This is a genomic window from Sphingobium cupriresistens LL01 (genome assembly GCF_001046645.1).
Taxonomy (GTDB): Bacteria; Pseudomonadota; Alphaproteobacteria; order Sphingomonadales; family Sphingomonadaceae; genus Sphingobium; species Sphingobium cupriresistens.
Genome location: NZ_KQ130434.1, coordinates 2083868 through 2107119 on the forward strand (window position 1 = coordinate 2083868; position 23252 = coordinate 2107119).

At 64.8% G+C, this 23252-nt stretch carries 20 protein-coding genes; 14 read left to right on the forward strand and 6 right to left on the reverse strand.

The features are described 5' to 3' along the window. The first annotated feature begins 2 nt into the window (after positions 1 to 2). The 5 genes from V473_RS10060 (at position 3) to V473_RS10080 (ending at position 6160) form a co-directional block, all read left to right on the forward strand. Positions 3 to 1634: a nitrite/sulfite reductase gene (locus V473_RS10060; RefSeq protein WP_066603314.1), complete on the forward strand. Its 1632-nt coding sequence runs from the start codon at positions 3 to 5 to the stop codon at positions 1632 to 1634. Continuing rightward, entirely contained in the window at positions 1627 to 2067 is a 441-nt protein-coding gene (locus V473_RS10065; RefSeq protein WP_066603316.1) for a DUF934 domain-containing protein, read from the forward strand. Before V473_RS10060 ends, V473_RS10065 begins: the two co-directional genes overlap by 8 nt. Next, positions 2060 to 2845, forward strand: a complete 786-nt coding sequence (locus tag V473_RS10070) for a phosphoadenylyl-sulfate reductase (RefSeq protein ID WP_066603319.1) — start codon at positions 2060 to 2062, stop codon at positions 2843 to 2845. Before V473_RS10065 ends, V473_RS10070 begins: the two co-directional genes overlap by 8 nt. 124 nt (positions 2846 to 2969) lie before the next feature. Then, the gene (locus V473_RS10075; RefSeq protein WP_066603320.1) at positions 2970 to 4268 is read left to right on the forward strand and encodes a chloride channel protein; all 1299 of its coding nucleotides are present in this window, start codon (positions 2970 to 2972) and stop codon (positions 4266 to 4268) included. 98 nt (positions 4269 to 4366) lie between these two features. Further along, on the forward strand, positions 4367 to 6160 hold the full coding sequence (locus V473_RS10080; protein ID WP_066603321.1) for a DUF885 domain-containing protein: 1794 nt from the start codon (positions 4367 to 4369) through the stop codon (positions 6158 to 6160). 54 nt (positions 6161 to 6214) lie between these two features. Here the strand turns inward: V473_RS10080 and V473_RS10085 are convergent, their stop codons facing one another. Next, entirely contained in the window at positions 6215 to 7699 is a 1485-nt protein-coding gene (locus V473_RS10085; RefSeq protein ID WP_066603322.1) for a replicative DNA helicase, read from the reverse strand. 114 nt (positions 7700 to 7813) lie between these two features. On the opposite strand from V473_RS10085, the gene V473_RS10090 reads away from it, so the two are divergent. From V473_RS10090 to V473_RS10120, 7 genes are all read left to right on the forward strand, one after another. Continuing rightward, positions 7814 to 8296, forward strand: coding sequence for a UPF0262 family protein (locus V473_RS10090; protein ID WP_066603330.1), 483 nt, complete (start codon positions 7814 to 7816; stop codon positions 8294 to 8296). 28 nt (positions 8297 to 8324) lie between these two features. Then, positions 8325 to 8993, forward strand: a complete 669-nt coding sequence (locus tag V473_RS10095; RefSeq protein ID WP_066605468.1) for a GH25 family lysozyme — start codon at positions 8325 to 8327, stop codon at positions 8991 to 8993. Then, a complete protein-coding gene (locus tag V473_RS10100; RefSeq protein WP_066605471.1) occupies positions 8993 to 9451 on the forward strand; it encodes a cytidine deaminase in 459 nt (152 codons plus the stop codon). The genes V473_RS10095 and V473_RS10100 overlap by 1 nt, the downstream gene beginning before the upstream one ends. Positions 9452 to 9457: 6 nt before the next feature. Beyond that, on the forward strand, positions 9458 to 10012 hold the full coding sequence (dcd, locus tag V473_RS10105) for a dCTP deaminase (RefSeq protein ID WP_066603336.1): 555 nt from the start codon (positions 9458 to 9460) through the stop codon (positions 10010 to 10012). 16 nt (positions 10013 to 10028) lie between these two features. Beyond that, positions 10029 to 10781, forward strand: a complete 753-nt coding sequence (locus V473_RS10110; protein WP_066603338.1) for a metallophosphoesterase family protein — start codon at positions 10029 to 10031, stop codon at positions 10779 to 10781. A gap of 131 nt (positions 10782 to 10912) precedes the next feature. Next, complete coding sequence (locus tag V473_RS10115; RefSeq protein WP_066603340.1) at positions 10913 to 13759, forward strand: TonB-dependent receptor plug domain-containing protein; 2847 nt, start codon at positions 10913 to 10915, stop codon at positions 13757 to 13759. Between the two features lies 1 nt (position 13760). Further along, positions 13761 to 16916, forward strand: a complete 3156-nt coding sequence (locus V473_RS10120; RefSeq protein WP_066603342.1) for an amidohydrolase family protein — start codon at positions 13761 to 13763, stop codon at positions 16914 to 16916. 50 nt (positions 16917 to 16966) lie between these two features. Here V473_RS10120 and V473_RS10125 read toward each other — a convergent pair whose 3' ends face one another. Next, entirely contained in the window at positions 16967 to 17656 is a 690-nt protein-coding gene (locus V473_RS10125) for an anti-sigma factor family protein (protein WP_066603345.1), read from the reverse strand. After that, positions 17653 to 18141, reverse strand: coding sequence for an RNA polymerase sigma factor (locus tag V473_RS10130; RefSeq protein WP_066603348.1), 489 nt, complete (start codon positions 18139 to 18141; stop codon positions 17653 to 17655). Before V473_RS10130 ends, V473_RS10125 begins: the two co-directional genes overlap by 4 nt. A gap of 88 nt (positions 18142 to 18229) precedes the next feature. On the opposite strand from V473_RS10130, the gene V473_RS10135 reads away from it, so the two are divergent. Both V473_RS10135 and V473_RS10140 read left to right on the forward strand, forming a co-directional pair. Beyond that, on the forward strand, positions 18230 to 19513 hold the full coding sequence (locus V473_RS10135; protein WP_066603350.1) for a S8 family serine peptidase: 1284 nt from the start codon (positions 18230 to 18232) through the stop codon (positions 19511 to 19513). Positions 19514 to 19617: 104 nt separating this feature from the next. Further along, on the forward strand, positions 19618 to 20319 hold the full coding sequence (locus V473_RS10140; protein ID WP_066603353.1) for a hypothetical protein: 702 nt from the start codon (positions 19618 to 19620) through the stop codon (positions 20317 to 20319). 116 nt (positions 20320 to 20435) lie between these two features. Here the strand turns inward: V473_RS10140 and V473_RS10145 are convergent, their stop codons facing one another. The 3 genes from V473_RS10145 to V473_RS10155 form a co-directional block, all read right to left on the reverse strand. After that, positions 20436 to 21128: a pentapeptide repeat-containing protein gene (locus V473_RS10145; protein WP_066603356.1), complete on the reverse strand. Its 693-nt coding sequence runs from the start codon at positions 21126 to 21128 to the stop codon at positions 20436 to 20438. Positions 21129 to 21281: 153 nt separating this feature from the next. After that, positions 21282 to 21989 (reverse strand): response regulator transcription factor CtrA, encoded by a 708-nt coding sequence (gene ctrA, locus V473_RS10150; RefSeq protein WP_066603360.1) that lies wholly within the window; start codon positions 21987 to 21989, stop codon positions 21282 to 21284. A gap of 304 nt (positions 21990 to 22293) precedes the next feature. Continuing rightward, positions 22294 to 23187, reverse strand: a complete 894-nt coding sequence (locus V473_RS10155) for a LysR family transcriptional regulator (protein ID WP_066603363.1) — start codon at positions 23185 to 23187, stop codon at positions 22294 to 22296. Positions 23188 to 23252 lie beyond the last annotated feature (65 nt).

The window sequence follows — 23252 nt, forward strand, 5'->3', positions numbered from 1 at the left end:
CCATGTATCGCTACGACAGCTATGACCAGTCCATCGTCGACGCCCGCGTCGAGGAATTTCGCGACCAGGTGCAGCGCCGCCTGACCGGCGCGCTGACTGAGGATCAGTTCAAGCCGCTGCGGCTGATGAACGGCCTTTATCTGCAACTGCACGCCTATATGCTGCGCGTCGCCATCCCCTACGGCACGCTGAGCGGCAAGCAAATGCGCAAGCTGGGCGAGATCGCGGCCAAATATGATCGCGGCTATGGCCACTTCACCACGCGCCAGAATCTACAATATAACTGGATCAAGCTGGCCGATGCGCCCGACATCCTGGCCGAACTGGCGACGGTGGAGATGCACGCCATCCAGACCAGCGGCAATTGCATCCGCAACATCAGTTCGGACCAATATGCCGGCGTCAGCGCCGACGAAGTGGCGGACCCCCGCCCCTGGGCCGAATTGCTGCGCCAGTGGTCCAGCTTCCACCCCGAATTCACGTACCTGCCGCGCAAGTTCAAGATTTGCGTGATCGCCAGCGACGATGATCGCGCGGCGATGCGCCTCCACGATATCGGCCTGAAGCTGATGTCGAAGGACGGAAAGATCGGCGCCGAAGTCTATGCCGGTGGCGGCATGGGCCGCACGCCGATGGTTGCGCCGCTGATCCGCGATTTCGTGCAGGAAGAGGAGATTGTCTCCTATCTGGAAGCCTGCCTGCGCGTCTATAATCGCCACGGCCGCCGCGACAACAAGTATAAGGCGCGGATCAAGATCCTGGTCCATGAGATCGGCGTCGAAGAATATAAGCGCCAGGTCGAGGAAGAGTTCGCCCATATGCGGACCCTTGGCCTCAACCCGCCGGTCGAGGAACTGAACCGCATCCGCGCCTTCTTCGCGCCACCCGCCTATGAAACGGGCCTGTCTGACGCAATGGATCGCAGCGATCCGGCTTTCGCTTTGTGGGTCGATCGTCAGGTCGCCGCGCACAAGGCGCCTGGCTATGCCATCGTCAATATCAGCCTGAAGCCGCTGACCGGCATCCCCGGTGACGCATCGGCCGAGCAGATCGAACTGGTCGCGACCCTGGCCGAGCGCTATTCGCTCGACGAGCTGCGCGTCACCCATGCGCAGAACCTGGTTCTGCCTCATGTTAGGAAGGTGGACCTCTACGCCATCTGGCGGGAACTGGAGGAAGCGGGTCTGGCCGAAGCGAACCTGGACCTCATTACCGACATCATCGCCTGCCCTGGCCTGGACTATTGCGCGCTCGCCAATGCCCGTTCGATCCCGCTGGCGCAGAAGATCGCGCATCGTTTCGCCGCGGCCGAGCGTCAGGCGGAACTGGGCGAGTTGAAGCTCAAGATTTCGGGCTGCATCAACGCCTGCGGCCACCATCATGCCGGCCACATCGGCATCCTTGGCGTCGACCGTAAGGGCGTGGAGAATTTCCAGCTGTCGCTGGGCGGATCGGGCGCGGAGGACGCCAGCCTTGGCCAGATAACCGGCCCCGGTTTCTCGGAGGATGGCGTGGTCGACGCGATCGAAAAGGTCACCGACCTCTATCTTGCGCAGCGGGAAAGCGGAGAACGCTTCCTCGATACCTATCGCCGTCTCGGCATGAAGCCCTTCAAGGAGGCGATCTATGGTTGAGTTCCTGTCCTTCCGCAACGGCGAAGCCACGCAGGAACCCGCGGTGACGGTCGAAGCCTTCACCGGCCAGACCAACTCGACCGCCGTTCGCATCGAGGCGGGCGAGGATGCGCGCGAATTGCTGCCGCATCTCGACCGGCTGTCGCTGGTCGAGGTGAATTTCCCCGCTTATGGCGACGGACGCGGCTATTCGGCGGCGCGCATCCTGCGGGAATCGGGCTATCAGGGCGAATTGCGCGCCGTGGGCGACGTGCTGGTCGATCAGATCGTCGCCCTGCGTCGCTGCGGTTTCGACAGTTTCCATCCCGCCAAGCCGCTGGACGACGCCGCCGTCGACCGCGCGCTCAATCGCTATGCCGACGTCTATCAAAAGGCGATCGACGGCCGCACCCCGGTTTGGGCGAAGCGGCACCCGGAGACGACCAATGGCTGAACCTGCCCGTCAGATCGACCTGATCGACGCCCGCCCCGCCTTTACTCAGACACAGGCCGACGCGCTCAACGCGCGGTTCGAGGGCGTCGATACGATCACCATGCTCAAGACCGTGTTTGCAGAAGGGCTGGCCGGCAATGTCGCCGTCGTCTCCTCCTTTGGCACGGAAAGCGCGGTGCTGCTCGATCTGGTAGCGAAGGCCGATCCGACCGTCCCAGTGATCTTCGTCGATACGCTCAAGATGTTCGCCGAAACGCTGCATTATCGCGACACGCTCATCAAACGCTTCGGCTTCACCGACAGCCGCACGGTCGCCCCCATCGCCGACGTCATCGCGAAGAAGGACGAGACGGGCCTGCGCTGGTCCTACGACCCGGACGGCTGCTGCGAAATCCGCAAGGTCGAACCGATGAAGCGCGCAAAGGAGGGTTTGGACGCCTGGATTTCGGGCCGAAAGGCGTTCCAGTCGGTCACGCGCCAGAACCTGCCCCGGTTCGAGGTGGAGGATGGCCGACTGAAACTGAACCCGCTGGGCGACTGGAACAAGGTCGAGCTGGAGGCCTATTTCGAGGCCGAAAATCTGCCCCGCCATCCGCTGGAATCCCAAGGCTATCTGTCGATCGGCTGTGAACCCTGCACGTCGAAGGTGATGCCGGGCGAAGACCCGCGCGCAGGCCGCTGGCGCGGTTGGGACAAGGTGGAATGCGGCATCCATTCGCCGGTCACGCCCATCCCCGTCATCGATCCCGAAGATTCGGCCAACCAGCCGGTCTTCTGATCGACCCGAAGGCCCGAAAAAACGGCCTTTCAGGGTTTCGTCCCTTGCCCTACCCCGCTATGGGTCGCCCTTCCCGGCCTGATCGGTCGCAGCACGGGCGGATTATCGACATGGCGCAACCAATATGATCGGACAGCTTCGCCTGTTCCGGCGCCGGGTGCGCGTGATGATGCGCCGCCATGGCCCCGAAGCGCTGATCTGGCGGCGGCGTATCGCCATATTGGCCGGCGCAGTGCTGGTCGGCCTGACGGCGCTGCTGTTCGCTGAACTGGCCGACCATGCCGGTGCGCTGTTCCGGCGCATGATCGCCTGGTGCTGGTGGCTTCCGCTGGTCGTGACCCCCCTGGGGTTCGCCGCCTTCGCCTGGATCACGATGACGATCGCCCCCGCCGCCAAGGGATCGGGCATCCCGCAAGTGATCGCCGCGGCGCGCAATCCCGATGCAGGGATGCAGCAACTGGTGTCCGCCCGAACCGCCTTCGTCAAATTCTGGCTGACCATCGGCACCTTGTTGTTCGGCGCGTCGGTGGGCCGCGAAGGTCCGACGGTCCAGATCGCCGCCAGCATCATGGGATATATGCACCGCTTCATGCGCATCCCGCTGCGCGCGTCCGTGTTCATCGCAGGCGGCGCGGCGGGCGTGGCGGCGGCGTTCAACACGCCGCTCGCCGGCGTCGCCTTCGCTATCGAAGAATTGGCCGCCGCCTATGAGCAACGCATGACCTTGCTGGTGATGGCCGCGGTGCTGATCGCGGGCATGGTGAGCCTGGGGCTGGCTGGCGACTATGTCTATTTCGGGGAGATGCGGCAGACGTTGAGCGTCCATGACGCGCTGATCGCCGCACCCGTTGCGGGCTTTCTTGGCGGGATCGCCGGCGGCCTGTTTTCCCGGCTGATGCTGGCGACCGGTTCTACCGCATGGAAGCCGATGCGGTGGTTGCGGGATCGGCCGGTTCGTCTTGCCTTGCTGTGCGGAGGCGCGGTGGCGGTCATGGGCGTCATCACCGGACTGACCTGGGGCACCGGTTACGAAACGGCACAGTCCGTCATCACCGGGCAGGACGTGCCGATCTGGTTCGGCGCGGCGAAATTCGTATCGACGCTGGCGACCGCCATGTCCGGTCTGCCCGGCGGCATCTTCGCCCCCTCGCTGTCGGTCGGCGCGGGCATTGGCGACATGTTGCGCAGTTTGTTTCCCAGCTATCCGCAAGGCGCGGTGGTGCTGCTCGGCATGGTCGCCTATTTCACCGGCGTCGTCCGCGCGCCGCTGACCGCCGTCATCATCATTTCCGAAACCACCGCCAGCCGCGGATTGATGATGCCGCTGCTCGCGGCGGCTTTGGTCGCCGACTTTTCTGCCCAGTTAGTTAGCAAGGAACGTCTCTACCACGGCCTTGCCAAGCGCTTTACCCTGCCTGGCTGAATCTGTCCCGCCTGCGTAACAAAGTTACAAGAGGCTGGACGAACAGCGCCAGTCGCGCGATACCCGCGCGCCATAGTCAGATAGCAGGGAGTCGCCCCATGGACCGTCGTCAATTCCTCGCCACCACCGGCGCCCTGGCGCTCGCCACCGCTGCCCCGCGCGCTTTGGCGCAGGGTAACGACGATGCGCGCCTGTCCGCCGCCTTCGCCGCCATTTTCGAGCGGCAACTGGATCTGTCGCCCAGCTTCGTCACCAGCCTGGGTCTGGACAAGGGCGCTCGCGCCGGAGCAAAGAGCCAGCTTGACGACAATAGCAAGTCGGCGATGCTGAAAAAGCTGGCCGCAACCCAGGCCGCGATCAAGGAACTGGACAGTTATAAGACCGCCAGCCTGTCCGATGCCCAGCGGCTGAACCTTGACGTCATCCTCTATGCGCTGGACCAGCAGACCGTGGCCCCGGCCAAATTCGGCCTTAACAGCGCGGTGCGCCCCTATCGCATCTTCCAGCAGGGCGGCAGCTATTTCTCAACGCCCGATTTCCTGAACACCGCCCACACCATCAACGCGGCCGCCGATGGCGATGCCTATGTCGCGCGGCTGGAGGCCTTCGCCCGCAACCTGCGCACCGACACCGCGCTTCAGCGGGACGAGGCGGCGCGCGGCTATCTGGCGCCGGGCTGGTCGCTGGACCTGACGCTGGGACAGATGAAGACGCTGCGAGCGCAACCCGCCGCCGCAAGCTCCATGGTACAGTCGCTGGTCAAGCGCGCCGCGGCCAAGGGCATCGTTGGCGATTGGCAGGCGCAGGCGGCAGCGGTGGTGGAAAAATCCATCTATCCCGCACTGGACGAACAGATCGCGGCAATTGAGTCGTTGAAAGGCGAGACGGCGGCGGGCGATGGCGTATGGCGCACCCCGCGCGGCGACGAAATCTACGCCGCCGCGCTCAAAAGCGCGACCACGACCGACCTGTCCGCCGACCAGATTCACGCCATGGGGCTGGAACAGGTGGCTGACATCAGCGCGCAGCTCGACGCCATTCTGAAGGGTGCGGGCTATGCCAAAGGCATGATCGGCGAGCGGCTGGCCGCCCTCAATGCCGAACCGTCGCAGCTTTACGCCGACAGCGCCGAAGGACGCCTGGCGTTGCTGGCCCAGCTTAACCGCGATGTCGATGCGATGAAGGCCAAGCTTCCTAATGCCTTCGCTACCATTCCTGACACCGCATTGGAAATTCGCGCAGTGCCGGTCGAGATTCAGGACGGCGCGTCGAACGGCTATTATAACCGCGCGGCGCTCGACGGGTCGCGCCCGGCTATCTATTTCATCAATCTTAAAGATGTTGGCGACTGGCCGAAATATGGCCTGCCGGCGCTGACCTATCATGAGGGCGTGCCGGGCCATCACCTCCAAATCTCGACCGCGCAGACGGCGAGCGACATTCCGATGCTGCGCAAGACCGCCTTCATGAGCGCCTATAGCGAAGGCTGGGCGCTTTATGCCGAGCAACTGGCCGACGAGCTGGGCGGCTATGCGACGCCGCTCGACCGGGCTGGCTATCTCCAGTCCTTCCTCTTCCGCGCGGCGCGGCTGGTGGTCGATACGGGCATCCATGCGAAGAAGTGGAGCCGCGAGCAGGCGACCGATTATATGGTGGAGAAAACCGGCTTCGCCCGGCCGCGTTGCCAGCGGGAGGTCGAGCGCTACTGCACCCAGCCTGGCCAGGCGACCAGCTACAAGGTTGGCCATGGCGTCTGGACCAAGGCCCGTGCCGATGCCCAGGCCGCGCAGGGCAAGGCGTTCGATCTCAAGCAGTTCCACGCCATCCTTGAGGAAGGCGCGATGCCGCTGTCGATGCTGGAGAAACGGGTCGCTGCGCGGGCGAAGGGCTAGGCGCCCATGCCCCCGTTCGTTTCAGACGACACGAACGGGGGCTGATCGGCCAGGTTATTCGTAGTTCAAATCCTGATAGCTATCGTCCGCAATGTCGGAGAATCGCGTGATCTTCGCGTCGAACTTCATGCGGATGCGGCCGGTGGAGCCGTGACGCTGCTTGGCGATGATCACCTCGGCCAGGCCGTAGATCCGCTCCATATTTTCCTTCCACGTGGCGTAAGCCGCCTCATCGTCGGGCTTAGGTTCCTTGGCCGCTTCGTAGTAATCCTCACGGAATACGAACCAGACCATGTCCGCATCCTGCTCGATCGAACCGGATTCGCGCAGGTCGGAGAGTTGCGGCCGCTTGTCTTCGCGCTGCTCGACCGCACGGCTGAGCTGCGACAGCGCCAACACCGGAACATGCAATTCCTTCGCCAGCGTCTTTAACCCGCGAGAAATTTCAGAAATCTCGTTGACGCGATTTTCATTGCCGCGGCCAGTGCCCTGCAATAGCTGAAGATAATCCACGACGATGAAGCCGATATCGTGGCGGCGCTTCAACCGGCGCGCGCGGGTGCGCAGCGCGGCGATGGTCAGGCCCGGCGTATCGTCGATGAACAGCGGCAATTCCTGCAACTCTCGCGCCGCGCGCGACAGATTCTGGAAGTCCGCCCGGCTGATCTTGCCCATGCGCAGCGCTTCGCCGCTGATGCCCGACTGTTCGGCCAGAACGCGGGTCGCCAACTGGTCGGCCGACATTTCGAGACTGAAGAAGGCGGTCTTGGCGCCCATATTCTTTTCCGCCGGGATGCCGTCGGCATTGTCGCGCAGCCAGCGCGACGCCGCATTATAGGCGATGTTCGTCGCCAGCGACGTCTTTCCCATGCCCGGCCGACCGGCCAGGATCATCAAGTCCGAATTGTGCAGGCCGCCGATCTTGGCGTTCAGGCTGTTGATCCCGGTCGTGATCCCCGACACATGACCGCCGCTGTTGAGCGCACGCTCCGCCACCTGCACCGCCGCGGTGGAGGCCATGAGGAAGCTCTTGACCGAACCGCCCTCGCCCTCGCCCTCCGACACTTTGTAGAGCGCGACTTCGGCCGCCTCTATCTGCTCGCGCGGATTGACGGCCTCGCTGGTGTCCAACGCATTTTCAACCAGTTCGCGGCCGACATTGACCAGTTCGCGCAGCAGCGCCAGGTCATAGATCTGGGTGGCGAAGTCGCGCGCGCCGATCAGCGCCGCGCCATTGCCGGTCAGTTGCGCCAGATAGGCCGCCCCGCCCAGCTCCTTCAAGGCTGGATCCATATCCAGCATGGGCTTGAGCGTGACCGGATTGGCGATCATGTCCTTGTCCAGCAAGCGCATGATCGCGTCGTAGATACGGCCGTGCAGCGGCTCGAAAAAATGTTCGGCCTTAATCTTGAGCTGGACATCCTCGGCAATGCGGTTGTCGATCATGATCGCGCCCAGCAGCGCGGCTTCGGCCTCCACATTGCGCGGCAATTCGGTGCCGGGATTTTCGGCGGGGTTGATTTTCAGCAGTTCGACCATGGCCTCTCTTTCCTCTGCGCGCGCGCACGGCGCAAGGGCCAAGGCGGAAACCATCTGTGGATAAGTCGCGCTTGCTTTTCGCCGCGCGCCGCCGCACTGACTATCCGCTTCACCATGGCCGATCCGCGCATCATAGACATCCAGCTGGACCAGCGCACGATCCTGTGGCGCAACGCCGACGTGGAGCAGGAACGGCGCATCGCGATCTTCGACCTGCTGGAGGATAATCACTTCGCGCCGCAGCGGGTCCATGCCGACGGCTATGCCGGTCCTTACAAGGTCGTGCTGCGGGTCGAGGATGGTCGGCTGGTGATCGAGATTAACCGGGAGGATGATGCCCCGCTGGAGGCGATCATTCTGGGCCTGGGCCGCTTCCGTCGCCCGATCCGCGAATATTTCGCCATTTGCGACAGCTATTATCAGGCGATCAGCAACGCTTCCCCGCAACAGATCGAGACGGTGGACATGGCCCGCCGCGGCATCCACAATGATGCGGCGGAGGTGCTGAAAGAACGGCTGGAGGGCAAGATCGAGGTCGATTTCGATACCGCGCGCCGGCTGTTCACGCTCATCTGCGTGCTGCATATCAAGGGGTAGGACGATCAGGGTTGTAACTTTGGGGGGCCTGCTGGTCCGCATTGGCGCGGGACTGGCGGTGGTCGCGGCGCTGGCGCTGGGGCTGTTTTTCTATGCGCGCGGCTGGGCGCCCAGCCGCGACCAATATCCCGTCCAAGGCGTCAGCATCAGCGCCGACAATGGTCCGGTCGACTGGGGCACGCTGGCGGCGCAGGGCGCGGACTTCGCCTATATCCGCGCCGCCGACGCCGCCGACCGGCGCGACCCGGCCTTCGCCGCCAACTGGCGCGCGGCGCGGGCTGCGGGCCTGCGCTATGGCGCGCTGCTGGAGTTCACCCCCTGCCGCCTCGCGATGGATCAGGCGACCCGCTATATGACCACCGTGCCGCGCGACAATGCCGCGCTGCCGCCTGTCATCCGCCTCGCCTTCTCCCCCGCCTGCACGGCGCGGCCGAACCGCGACCTGCTGCTGTCCGAACTTAATACGCTGGTCAACCTGGTCGAGGGTCATGCCGGCAAGACGGTGCTGCTCAATGTGACCGAAGATTTCGACAAGGCCTATGACGTCGGGTCAGGCATCAACCGGACCTTGTGGCTGGACGGCAATTTCTTCCCGCCCGATTATGCGACCAAACCCTGGGTGATGTGGACAGCCAGCGACATGCGGCATATCGACGGCGTTGATGGTCCGGTTCGATGGAATGTGGTGGCGCCCTGATGCACGATGAACAGCGAGTTGGACAGTTGATCGAGGCCGCGCGGAATGCGATGGCCAACGCCCATGCGCCCTATAGCCGCTTTGCCGTGGGCGCGGCGGTGCGGCTGACCGACGGCAGCATCGTCACCGGCTGCAATTTCGAAAATGCCAGCTACGGCCTGTCGCTGTGCGCCGAAACGGTCGCGCTGGCCACCGTCAATGCCCAAGGTCGTTTCGCTGACGTAACGGAAATCGCCGTGGTCGGAGGCGCGATGGATGGTGCGCAAGAGGTGCTCGTCACCCCCTGTGGCCGGTGCCGCCAGATCATGAACGAGGCCGAACAGTTGGCTGGCCGCACGCTCGCTATCTATTGCGCCACGCCCAGCGGCGACCGCGTCATCGACCTCACGGTCGCCCAACTCCTTCCCCATGCCTTTGGTCCGGCGGACCTGGGCATCGGCCCTCAGAAAAAGAGCTGACACGACATGGCCATTCTTTCCGACAAATGGATTCGCGAACAGGCTCTGAAAACCAACATGATCGAGCCGTTCGTGGAGAGCCAGCGGCGCGAAGGCTGCATCAGCTACGGCCTGTCCTCCTACGGCTATGACGCGCGGGTGGCGGACGAATTCAAGATCTTCACCAATGTCGACAGCACGATCGTCGATCCCAAGGATTTCGATCCGAAGAATTTCGTCGATCGCCAGACCGACTGCTGCATCATCCCGCCCAACAGCTTTGCGCTGGCCCGCACGGTCGAATATTTCCGCGTGCCGCGCGACGTGCTGGTCATTTGCCTCGGCAAATCCACTTATGCGCGGTGCGGCATCATCGTGAACGTGACCCCGCTGGAGCCGGGCTGGGAAGGGCATGTGACGCTGGAATTTTCCAACACCACGCCGCTTCCCGCGAAAATCTACGCCAATGAGGGCGCCTGTCAGTTCCTCTTCCTCCAAGGCAACGAACCGTGCGAGGTCAGTTATGCCGACCGCGCGGGCAAATATATGGGGCAGCAGGGCGTGACATTGCCCCGCCTGTAATGCGACACTCTTCGCCATGAACTTCTGGCGCAGGGTAAAGCGCGGCGCGCCGCCGCCCGACATTGGCGACCGGCGCGTCTATGCGATCGGCGACGTGCATGGCTGCGCCGACCTGCTCGACGCGCTGCTGGCGATGATCGCGCAGGACGACAAGGACCGTGCGCGCAAGCCGATCAGCCTGATCCTGCTGGGCGACCTGGTCGATCGCGGACCGCAATCCTGCGCGGTGGTGGAAACGGTGATGGCGCTGGCGGCGTCGGGCGGCGACGTGCGCTGCCTCAAGGGCAATCATGAGGAAGCCTTCGTGCTCGCCGCGCGTGGCGACCTGCGCGCCCTGCCCCTGTTCCGCCGCATGGAGGGCGAGGCGACGCTGGCCAGCTATGGCCTGGACCCCGCCCTGTTCCGCGTCATGACCGATGCCGAACTTGTGGACTGGATGGAAAGCCATGTCCCGCGCGCCCATGTCGATTTTTTGGATGCCCTGCCCGACAGCATCGCGATGGGCGATTATCTGTTCGTCCATGCCGGCATCCGTCCCGGCGTGCCGATCGGGAACCAAAGTCCAGCCGATCTGCGTTGGATCAGGCAGGAATTTCTGGCGCATCGCGGCCGCCATCCCAGCATGATCGTTCATGGCCACAGCATCAGCGAGGATGTGGACGAACAGGCCAGCCGGATCGGGATCGACACTGGCGCATTCCTGTCCGGCCGCTTGACCGCGTTGGGGCTGGAGGGAACGAGCCGATGGACGCTCCAGACCAAGCCATGATTTGCGCCCTGTCAGCGGCGATTCTGGACAAGCGTCACATTTCTTGAAAATTCGATAGCGGGACAGCCGACATTCTTCGTTGGAAGGGGGTGAAACGGCAGGGGATGCCGCTACATTCAGGGGAACAGACAATGCATATTCGCCATGCCGTGGCGGGGGTCGCCCTCGCCATCTGCCTCGTCTCGCCTACGCAACTTCTGGCCGCAGCCACGCCGAACGCCACGCTGACCCAGCGCCATAAATTCGACATCCATGTCCAGCCGCTCAGCAGCGCGCTGCGCGAATTGTCGGTGCAGTCGGGCGTGCGCATCCTCTTCCCCTATGACGAGGTCGCCGCGATCCGCAGCCGCCGCATCCAGGGCTGGCTGTCCACCCAGGATGCGCTCGCCCGCTTGCTCGCTGGCACGGATCTCACCTCCAGCCCCGCCGGCGAAGGCGTGATCGCGCTCGCCGCCCCCGCCAATCGCAGCGCCGCGCGCCGCAGCCCGCTGGCGCTGCAATATGCCCAGGCCAGCCTGCCGGGCGCGGGCACACAGGCGATGGCCATGGCCCCCGCCCCCGAACCGGCCGAGGACGCGACGCCGATCATCGTCACCGGCACCCGCACGACCAACCGCACCGTCGCCGAAAGCCTGGCCCCGATCGACGTGCTGGGCGAAAAGGATCTGGAATCGAGCGGCAAGCAGTCTGTGCGCGACTTGCTCGGCACGCTCGTCCCATCCATCAACGTGTCGAACAATGGCGCGGGCGCCAGTTGGGCGGTGCGCACCCTGTCGCTGCGCGGCTTGGGCGGCGACCAGTTGCTGGTGCTGGTCAACGGCAAGCGACGGCATAATTCCGCCACGCTGTTCATCAACGGATCGGTCCAGAACGGCCAGTCTCCGCCCGATCTCGACCTTATCCCCGGCAACGCGATCCAGCGGATCGAGGTGCTGCGCGACGGCGCATCTGCGCAATATGGGTCCGACGCGATCGCCGGCGTCGTCAACGTCATCCTGAAGAACGACACGGCCGGCGGCGCGGCGCTGACCCTGGGCAGCACAGCCGACAATGGCGGCGAACAGGGCCGGTGGCAGATCGACAACGGCTTTTCGATCGGACCGGACGGCGGCTATATCCATCTTGCGGCGGACGGCGTCTTGCAGGCGGGAACGCTGGTCAAAGGCTCGGCGATCGGCGGCACCTATTATCCCACCGGCGATCCGCGCAACGCCAATCCCGATCTTGATCGTTATCGCGGCAAGGCCGGCCAGCCGGAGGTGATCGGCGGCAATGTCAGCTATGACGCCATGCTGCCGGTGGGGGACAGCCTGGAGGGCTATAGCTTCGGCACATATTCCAAGCGCCACGCCGCGGGCTGGCTGACCTACCGCACGCCCGCCGCGCTCAACAACATCATCGAAATCTATCCCGAAGGCTATATTCCGCGCATCCATGTCTATGACGAGGATTTCCAATATGCCCTCGGCCTGCGCGGGAAAATAGGCGGCGGCGTGCATTTCGACATCAGTTCCACCTATTCGCAGGACGAGGTCAAATATAAGCAGACCACATCGCTCAACCCTTCGATGGGTACGGCCAGCCCGACGACCTTCTATCTTGGCAAGATTCGGTTCGACGAATGGACCAATAATCTGGACCTCTCGAAAGAATTTGATGTCGGCCTGGCCGGCCCGCTATCGCTGGCGGTGGGCGCAGAATATAAGAAAAACAAATTCATGATCGGGGCCGGCGACCCTGAATCCTATATCAACGGCAATTATGTGTCGCCGCCCGGCTCCTGGCTCGCGGGACAGCAGCGCACCGGCGTCGGCGCGCAAGGCGTGACCGGTTTCGTTCCCGAAGGCGCGGGAAGTTGGAGCCGCAGCAATTGGAGCGCCTATGCCAATGTGGAAGGCAAGATCGTCGAGGGCCTTGAGTTCGGCCTCGCCGGCCGCCACGAAGATTATACGGATTTCGGCACCACCAATACAGGCAAGGCTTCGCTCCGCATCGAACCGATGCGCGGCTTCGCCATTCGCGGCACCGCCAGCACAGGTTTCCGCGCACCGACGCTGCAACAGCAACATTATGCATCGTCATCGACCATCGGCGTGATTCAGAATGGCGTCAGCGTCCTGTTGCCGGTTCAGGCGCTGCCGGTCGAGGGCGCGGCGGCCAGGGCGCTGGGCGCCGTGCCGCTCAAGGCCGAAAAGTCCGTCAACTTCTCGGCCGGCATCGTGCTCACGCCTGCGCCGAACCTCAACCTCACCGTCGATGCCTATCAGATCAAGATCAAGGACCGCATCCTGCTGAGCGAGACGCTCAGCGGCCCGACCGTCATCAGCGCGCTGGAGGCAGCAGGCATTTACGGGATCGCCGGCGGACTGATCTTCTCCAACGCCGCCGACACCCGGACCCGCGGTCTCGACATCGTCGGCACCTATCGCGCGGGTCTGGGCGACATGGGTCTGGCCACGATCAGCCTTTCGGCCAATTTCAACAAAACCATCTTCACCCATATCGACCCGGTGCCGGGGCCGATCGCAGCATCGGGCCTGGCGCTGATCGGCCGCACGAAGCAGGGTGACCTTACCGAAGGCACGCCGCGCGACAAGTTCATCGCCAACGTCCTTTGGGAAAAGGATGATTTCAACATGAACCTGCGCGCCACGCGCTTCGGCAAGATCGTCCAGCGCGCAAACGCCACAGCCTTTCACACCGCCGACTTCACGGCCTGCGCGGTCAATGTCGTGAGCGACGTGTGCTTCCGCGATTATGTCGATGAAGAGCTGAAGCCCAAAGTCATCGTCGATCTCGAAATCGGCTATAAATTGACCAAGGGGGTCAAGCTCTCGGTCGGCGCGAACAACCTGCTCAACACCTACCCGAACAAGTTGAAGCCGGTAAACCAGTTCGTCGGCTTCCTTTACAATGCCTACGCACCCTACGGCATCAGCGGCGGCTTCTATTATGGCCGGTTGAACCTGGAGTTCTGACATGACGAAGACAGCAGGATTGAACCGGCGCGAGGCGATGGCGGCGGGCGGGATCGGTTTGCTCGCGGCGGGCGGCGCGGGGTCGTTAGCGCAATCGGGGGCGGCGCAAAGCCCCGGCGCCCCCGCCGCCGGCAAGGAGACCTTGGTGACGGTGAAGGACTGCACCAACGTCGCACTGGCGCTGTCGCCCGACGGCAAGCGCATCGCCTTCGACCTGCTGGGGATATTGTGGTCCCTGCCGGTCGGCGGGGGACCGTTGAAGCGGCTCTCCGGCGATTTCGACGATCTGGCCCAGCCGGACTGGTCGCCCGACGGCAGCCGCATCGCCTTCCAATCCTATCGCACCGGCCATTTCCACATCTGGTCGGTCGCGGCGGACGGCGGCGACATGCGCCAGCATACGGACGGACTGCTGGACGATCGCGAGCCGCGCTGGTCGCCCGACGGCAAGACGATCGCCTTTTCCAGCGACCGGGCGGACGGTCGCTACGCCATCTACCTGCTCGACGTGGCGAGCGGCCAGGTCACGCCATTGTCGAAGGGCACGACCAACGACAGCGAACCCGCCTGGTCGCCCGACGGTAAGCGCGTCGCCTATGTCGCGGGCGGCACGAAGCTGGTCGCGGTCGATATCGCCAGCGGGGCGGTGACGGACTTGGCGTCGGTGACGCCATCTGCGGACCGATTCAGCCCGTCGGCTATCATGGCCCCGGCTTTCGCGCCTGACGGTCGCATCGCCTATACCCGCGTCCAGCCCGGATCAATGACGCTGGTCATGGACGGCAAGGATATCGTCGCGGGCGAGGATCTTTATCCGTTCCGCCCCGCCTTCACCAGGGACGGCGCGATCCTTTACGGGTCCGATGGCAAGCTGCGCAGCCTGAAGCGCGGCAAGGCGAGCGTCATCCCCTTTGAGACGCAAGTCCCGGTCACCACGCCCAGCTATCGCAAGAAAACGCGCGACTTCACCTCCACCGCGCCAAAGCCCGTGGTCGGCATCGCCGCGCCCATGCTCTCGGCCGACGGCCGGACCATCGTCTTCGCCGCGCTCAACGACCTCTATCTGATGCCCGTTGGCGGCGCACCCAAGAGGATCGTCGGCGACGGCTTCCATAAATGCGATCCCGCCTGGTCGCCCGATGGCAAGACCATCGCCTATTCCTCCGACCGCGGCGGCACGCTCGACCTGTGGTTGCATGACGTCGCCACTGGCAAGGAACGCCAACTCACCAACATTCCCGACAAGGCGGTCGCCTGGGGCAGTTGGTCGCAGGATGGCAAGATGATCGCCTTTCTCGACCAGGATGGCGCGCTCCATACCGTCGATGTGGCGAGCGGCGCGGTGACCAAGCGGTTCGACGCGCTCTGGGAACCGGGCCGCCCCAGCTTTGGGCCTGATGGCAAGACCATCGCCTATGCCGCCTTCAAGCCCGTCACCGGCCGCTATCGCGAGGGCGCCAGCCAGATACTGACCGTCGATCTCGCCACCGGCAAGGGCACCTATCGCCCTGTATTCGAAGGCAAGTCGCTCGGCACGCGCGGGCATGACGGCCCGATCTGGTCGCCCGATGGCAAGAGCATGGCCTTCGTGTTCGCCAGCACCTTGTGGGTCGTGCCGGTCGCGCCGGACGGCAGCTTCACCGCCGCGCCCAGGCAGATCAGCACCGAAGTCACCGACGCGCCAAGCTGGAGCGGCGACGGCAGCAAGCTCCTTTATCTGAGCAACGGCAAGCTGCGCATAGTGGCCGCCACCGGCGGCGCGGCGCAGACCGTGCCTTGCCGCCTTAGCTGGGCCAATGCCAAGCCTTCGGGTCGCACCGTCATACGGGCTGGCAAGGTGTGGGATACCCTCTCGACCGAGTACAAGACGCAGGTCGACGTCGTACTGGACGGCAATGTCATCAGCGCCGTCACGCCGCGCGGGGCCAGCGCGTCCGACGCCAACGCGAAGATTATCGACGCGCCCGACCTTACCCTGATGCCGGGCCTGATCGACATGCACACCCATCGGCAGATGGCGGGCTATGGCTATGGCGACCGTATGGGGCGGCTGTGGCTGGCGATGGGCGTGACGGCGACCCGGTCGCCCGGCTGCCCCGCCTATCATATGGTGGAGGACCGGGAGTCGATCCAGAGCGGCAAGCGCATCGCCGCGCGTCACTATGCCACTGGCGAAGCGATCGACGGCGGCCGCATCTTCTATAATTTCATGCGGCCGGTCACCGAAAAGGGCCAGATGGCGCTGGAGCTGGAGCGCGCCCAGGCGCTGGATTATGACATGGTCAAAACCTATGTCCGGCTGCGCCACGACACGCAGAAGGAAGTGGTCGACGCCTCCCACAAAATGGGGATGCACCTGTCGTCCCACTATCATTATCCTGCGCTCCACAGCGGCATGGATTGCATGGAGCATACCGGCGCGACCAACCGCTATGGCTATTCGCGCACCATCACGTCGCTCGGCGGCGGCTATCATGACGTCAACGACCTGTTCGCCGCTGCCAAGGCGGGGCGCACGCCGACCCTGTTCGCGGCCACGTCCCTGCTGGGGCTGGACGACGGCTTTACCCGTGATCCGCGGATCACGACGCTTTATCCGCAATGGGAATATGACAAGTTGCTGGCGCGGGTGAAGGCGATGTCGGGCGACGGCGGCAAGCCGATGCTCGCGTCGCTGGAACGGCAGGTTGCGCAGATCAAGATGACGCTGGCGGCGGGATGGCATCCCTTCTCCGGCACCGACGCGCCGATCGACCTGACCGCGATCAGCCTGCACCTCAACCTGCGCGGCATGGTGAAGTTCGGCATCTCCCCCTATGAGGCGCTGATGATGACGACCCGCTGGTCCGGCGAATTTCTGGGCGAGCCGGTCGGCCGGATCGAGCGCGGGATGCTGGCCGACCTGATCCTGGTTGAAGGCGATCCGCTCAAGGATGTCGCCGCCGTCGCCAATGTAAAACAGGTGATCGCCAATGGCGTCGTCCATACGCCAGAAGCGCTGATGGCGCCCTTCGTCAACGCCAAGCCGCAGGCGGCGGCGAGCAAGATGCTGCCGATGCTGGCGGACGCTCATCAACATTATTGGTGGCATGACGCCGAATATGTCGAAAGCAGCCGTGCGGCGTGTTGCGCGGGCCATGCGGTGGCGCACGCCTAGATTGGAGAGCTAAGGGCTCCCGCGCAGGTGGCGCGGGAGCCCTGATAATTCTACCACCATCCCTTCGCCTGCGCCGCTTTTTCCCCGGCGGCATCCGCCGGTGCGCCGTCGATCAGCGCCTCCACCGTCGCCATGACCCGCGCGTCGGCGGAGGAGGCTTGTCGATAAGTGTTGCTTTGGCCTGCCCCCGGCAAAGCCTGCTGCACCTGCCAGCCTTCGCCCTCGCGGCAGGCCACGCCCGCGATCGCACCATCGAAGCTGCGGCACCAACCGCCGCCCTTACGCTGGAAGGTCAGGCCGATGCGGATCGCATCGTCCTTCTGCGCTGACGCAAGTTGCGTGTCGAGCGCGGTCGCCAGCGCGCCTTGCGCCACCATCACGCCGTCCTGCGTCCCGATCGATCCAGGCTCCTTACCCGACATGCGGCCCAGCCCCAACCCCAGCACGAGGCTGGCCGCTACCGCCCCACCCATCGCCCAGTCCCGCCAGCGGGGCGCTGGTCGCACCAGCGGCGCCACCGTCGCGCTTTCCTCCAGCACCGCGCGCAAACGGTCGGGCACCGGCTCCTGCGCCACTGGCGCATAATGACCCGCCAGCCGCGCGCGCAGCGAGCGATGCTGCGCCAGCCGCGCCGCCAGGGCCGGATCGGCGGCCACCGCCCGCTCCACGCGACGCCGGTTCACTTCGTCCAGTTCGCCATCGACCAGCGCGATCAGCATGGCTTCACCTATGTCCGTCATGCCGCCTCTCCCATCAGTTCCAACAATGCGCCGCGCCCGCGCACCAGCCGCGACGTCAATGTGCCCATCGGCACGCCCAGCACCGCCGCCGCTTCCTTGTAGGACAGGCCCTCGACCAGCACGAGCGCGATCGCCTCGCGCTGTTCCTGCGGCAATGCCTGCATCGCGCGGTCGACGTCGGACAGCATCATATGCGCCTCCACATCGCGGTCGCCGGCATGGCCGACATACGCGCCCGCCTCTTCGGGGGCGAAAGTCTGGGCCGCGCGCTGCCGGGCGCGGGCCTCGTCGATCCACAAGTTGCGCATGATCCGATACATCCAACTGTCCAGACGGGTGCCGGGCTGCCACTGGTCGCGCGCCTTCAAGCCACGCTCCAGCGCAGCCTGGCACAGGTCGTCGCCGTCGGCGCGGTCCCGCGACAGGCTGGCGGCAAAACGCCGCAGCCGGGGCAGGATCGCAAGCAGGTCGCGTTCGAACGACATCAGCACTCCGTCACTTGTTCTAAGGATGAAACGCGCCAGCCCATCCGTTTCATCCCGCAGACAGAAGACGGATGGACATTTTTTCGCAATGGTTGATTTTGCAGACGAGAGGATCGGTGAGACGGACATGAAACTGACGCACCCCTGGATGATCGCGGGGATGATGCTGATCGCGCCATCAGCCACCCAGGCGCAGTTGCTGCCCGGCGGCGGCGGCGGGCTGGGCGCGGTGGGTCAGGTCGTGCCCGACATTGTGGAGCGCGTCGATGGCGCGGTCGATGCGGCCGACCTCGACCGCTTGTCGCCCGCGCGCCTCGCCGACCGGCTCGCGGCGGCGCGCGCCACGCGGATCACCGACCTGCTCCGTCGCCATGGCGACCGGATCGAACTGGACGACCGGCGCGAACCGGCGCGGCGCGGTGTCATTCTGCTTACCGGCGCGGACGACGCGACGATCGATGCCTTGCGCGCGGCGGGCTATGGCGTGGACGGCGAGAGCGTGGAGGGCATCGACCTGGCCGTCGCTCGCCTGACGCTACCCAAAGGCCGCAGCCTGGCCAAGGCGCTGCGCGACGTGCGCCGCATCGCCCCGCGCGCGCAGGCCAGCGCGGACAATCTCTATTTCCCCAGCGGCGACGCATGGTTCCTCGCCAGCCCCGCGCTGGCGGGCGGCGGCCGGGTCGATGGGCGGCTCGCTGGGCTGATCGACGGCGGCGTAGCGCAGCATCCCGCGCTTAGCGGGCCGATCGAACAACGCGGCTTCGCGCAGGGCGCGCCGCGCGCCAGCGCCCATGGCACCGCTGTCGCCTCGCTTATCAGTGGCGAGGGGGTGGTGCGGGGCGGAGCGCCCGGCGCATCGCTGCTGGTCGCGGACGTCTATGGCGACGATCCGGCCGGGGGCGGCGCCTTCGCCATCGTCCGCGCACTGGGATGGATGGCGGCGCGTGGGGTGCGCGTCGTCACCGTCAGCCTGGTCGGCCCGGCCAATCCGCTGCTCGATGGCGCGATCCGCCTGGCGCGGGACAAGGGCGTGATCCTGGTCGCGGCGGTCGGCAATGACGGCCCGGCCGCCCCGCCCGCCTATCCCGCATCCTATCCCGGCGTCGTCGCTGTGACCGGGATCGACGGGCGTGGGCGGCCCTTGCCCGAAGCCGGCCGCGCGCTCCATGTCGATTTCGCCGCCCCCGGCGCGGACATGCAGGCGGCGAACACAAGTGGCGGCAAGAGCGCGGTGCGCGGCACCAGCTTCGCCGCGCCGCTGGTCGCGGGTCGGTTGCTGATGCGTGGCGACATCGCCGCGCTGCGCGCCGAAGCGACCCCGCCCACTAAAGGCAAGACGCCGGTCATCTGCGGTACTTGTAGAAATAATTAATAATTTTCAGTGACTTGAAATTTTTCCTGGGCCATCGGGATTAAAGCGAACGTCCCTTCCGTTCTCCTTTCATCGCATCGATATGCACATGAAGGAGACGAGTGATGAAAGCCAAGTTCCTGATCGCGACCGCCTGCCTCGCCGCCCTGACCGCGACGCCCGCCTCGGCCCAGCTTCTGGGCGGCGGCGGTGGCCTGGGCGGATCGCTGGGCGGCGCTTTGGGCGGCGCAGGCGGCGGCCTTGGCGGATCGCTGGGCAGCACGCTTGACGGCGCAGGCAGCCTCGACCGTAGCGTCGATCTCGATAATGGCCGCGTCGAGGCCAGCGGATCAAGCCGCAGCCGCGCCGATGGTTCAGCCACCGGATCGGCGACTAGCAAGGGCAAGACCCGCAGCGGCAGCGCATCGGGTTCTGCCGGTGGATCGGCCAGCGGCGGCCTGGCGATCGACACGCTCGGCGCCAGCGACGCACGCAACGCCGTCGGCGCCGTGCGGAACCGGGCCGGGGAGACGGCCGGCAGCGTGCGGGATCGGGCGACCGATACCGCCACCGCCGCACGGGACCGCGCCGCTACGACCGTCGCCAACGGCCGCGATCGAGCCGGCGCGGCGCTCAACGCCACCCGCGACCGCGCATCGGGCGTGGCGAGCGGCGCAGGATCGGCGGCCGGCAACGCCGCGGGCCAGGGGACGGGCGCGCTCGACAATGCCGCGTCGATTGATGCCAGTGGCCAGCTTTCGGGTGAGGCCAGCGGCCAGGGCTCGACAAGTCGCAACACCCCTACCCCCAATCAGGCGGACGATTGACCCCGCACAGGGCGTGATACGGACGGCGGTCAAGTTCCACGCCGCCGCCCGACGCCCCACCGCCTGACGAACGGGCCGGCAGCCTTTGAGGCCGCTGGCCCGTTCAACTTCGCCGATCAGCGCACGTTCAAGCCCAATTCGCCCAGCAATTGCCCCGCCTGCTCGCGAGAAATCGTCGCGCCGCGGAACAGCCCGGCATTGACCAGCCGCAATCCGCCGATATCCGCCTCGCGCAAGTCCGCGCCATCGAACCGGCACCCGTCCAGCGCCGCGTCGCGCAGGCTGCATCCGTCGAACAAGGTGCCGCGAAAATCGCATTTGGCGAGGTCCGCCTGGCTGAAATCGACTGCGGTCAGCACCTGCTTGCGAAAGGAAAAGCCCGGCAGCCGCGCGTTGACCAACAGCGTTTCGGCAAATTGCACGTCCAGCGCGCTCGCGTCGGACAAGTCCGCGCCGGTCAGTTTGCACCGTTCGAATTTGGCGCCAAACAGCTTGGCGCGGCGCAGCACGCCGTTATTGAGGTCGCAAGCAAGAAACTCCGCCTCGCGCAGGTCCGCGCCAGCGAGCTGCACGAATCCGCCGCGGCACGACTGCCACCGCGTTCCATCCAGCTTCGCGTCGGTGAAATCGGTGCGGCGGACCTGACAGCGTTCGAATATCCAGCGCGACAGGTCCAGCCCCGACAGGTCGGCCTCGTCCAGGTCGCAATCGATCAGATGCGCCGGCAAGCCTTTTTTGGCCAGCGGCGCGATGTCGCCCCTGCCCAGCGTCTGTTCACTCAGGGATCGATCGGCAAACAGGTCATCCATGCTCCCGCCTTAACGCCAACCTTGCCGATGATCCACGGTCGAAAGGGAAAAGGCGATCAAAAAGAGAACATCGTCCGTCAAGCCGACCCGAAACGGAAAAGGCCGGCACCCTGTCGGACCCCGGCCTTTCCACCCCCGTTAACCAGTCTGGGATCAGGCGACCTTGGCCTGCTCCTCCACGATCTCGTCAGGATCGCGCAACACATAGCCGCGACCCCAGACCGTTTCGATATAATTGTCGCCGCTACAGGCCAGAGCAAGCTTCTTGCGCAACTTGCAAATGAAGACGTCTATGATCTTGAGTTCAGGTTCGTCCATGCCGCCATAAAGGTGGTTCAGGAACATTTCCTTTGTCAGCGTCGTGCCCTTGCGGAGCGAGAGCAGCTCCAGCATGGCATATTCCTTACCGGTCAGGTGGACGCGGTTGCCGTCCACTTCCACCGTCTTGGCGTCCAGATTCACCGCCAGCTTGCCGGTGCGGATGACCGACTGGCTATGCCCCTTGGACCGGCGCACGACGGCGTGGATGCGGGCGATCAGCTCTTCGCGATGGAAGGGCTTGGTCACATAATCGTCGGCGCCAAAGCCGAAGGAGCGGACCTTGCTGTCCATCTCCGATATGCCCGACAGGATCAGCACCGGGGTCTGCACCTTGGCCGCCCGCAGCTTTTTCAGCACGTCATAGCCGTGCATGTCAGGCAGGTTCAGGTCCAGGCAGATGATGTCGTAATCATAGAGCTTGCCCAGATCGAGGCCTTCTTCGCCCAGATCGGTCGTGTAGACGTTGAAGCCTTCGGTCGTGAGCATAAGCTCGATCGCCTTGGCGGTGGTCGGTTCGTCCTCAATCAGCAGCACGCGCATGTGAAGCCCCTTGTTGTCACCTCGGCCAATCCCGCCGATGGATCGCAGTCCCGTTCACCCCACCAGAACGGCTTCTGCTCCAAATCATTAACCAAAAAACTTCTGAAGGACAAAGGTTAATTTTTCGCTAACCGGCAGGAATCCGCGAGTCGCATCAAAACGAATCTATTTACAAAGAGTTGAGGGCGAAACGGTCCGCCCGGAGTCAATATGGATTCACCTGCGAAACGACGCTCTCATGCGCCCAAACGTCCATCATCCTGAACCGAGGACGGAAATTTTTCGCTAACCTTAATATTGCGGGTTAACAGCCGTGATGCGTCGTCAGATAGTCCAGCAACGCTTCGACCCGCGCGGGGCGCAGGCGCGACGGCGGCGTGACGAGATGCAGGCCGAAGGGTGCGGGCCGCCAATCGACCAATATTTCCTCTACCTCTCCCTTCGCCAGCGCGTCGCCGATGATGAAGTCGGGTAGCCGGGCGATGCCCACCCCCATGCGCAGCGCGGGCAGCATCGCCTCCCCACTGTTCACGGTGATGCGGCTGCGCACTTGCACCACCACATTTTGCTGCCCCGGCCCGGCAAAGCGCCACACATCAGGCGCCGCGACGTTGGAGTAGCAGAGGCAGTCATGGGTCCCCAGGTCGGCTGGATGTTGCGGCCGCCCCCGTTCGTCCAGATAGGCGGGCGACGCGATGGTATAGAGCGTCACGTCCGCCAGCCGCCGCGCGCGCAGCGAACTGTCGGGCATGTCGGCGATGCGGATGGTCGCGTCCAGCCCCATGTCGACGATGTCGATCTGCGCATCGGACAGATGCAGGTCGACATCGACCATGGGATGCTCCTTGGTGAATTGCGCCACCAGCGGCGCGACGCGCAGCAGGCCGAAGGTCATCGGCGCGCCCAGTCGCACCACGCCGGACAGTTCCGCGGTTTCATCGCGCGCCGCTTCCTCCGCCGCCTGCCCCTCCGCCAGGATGCGATGGGCATGGTCGGCCAGCCGCTTGCCGCTTTCGGTCAGCGCCAGACGGCGGCTGGTGCGGTTGAACAGGCTGGTGTCCAGATGCTCTTCCAGCCGCGTCACCGCCTTGGACACGGTCGCCTTCGACACGCTCAGCGCCTTGGCCGCATCGGTGAAGCTGCGATGTTCAACCACCGCGGCGAACATGGCCCAGGCCTCGAAGTCAGGTAGTCGCATCAGGAAACAATCCGTTTCAAAGCTGCCGATTTAAGAAACGATCCTGATAGCTAGATTGTCGGAAA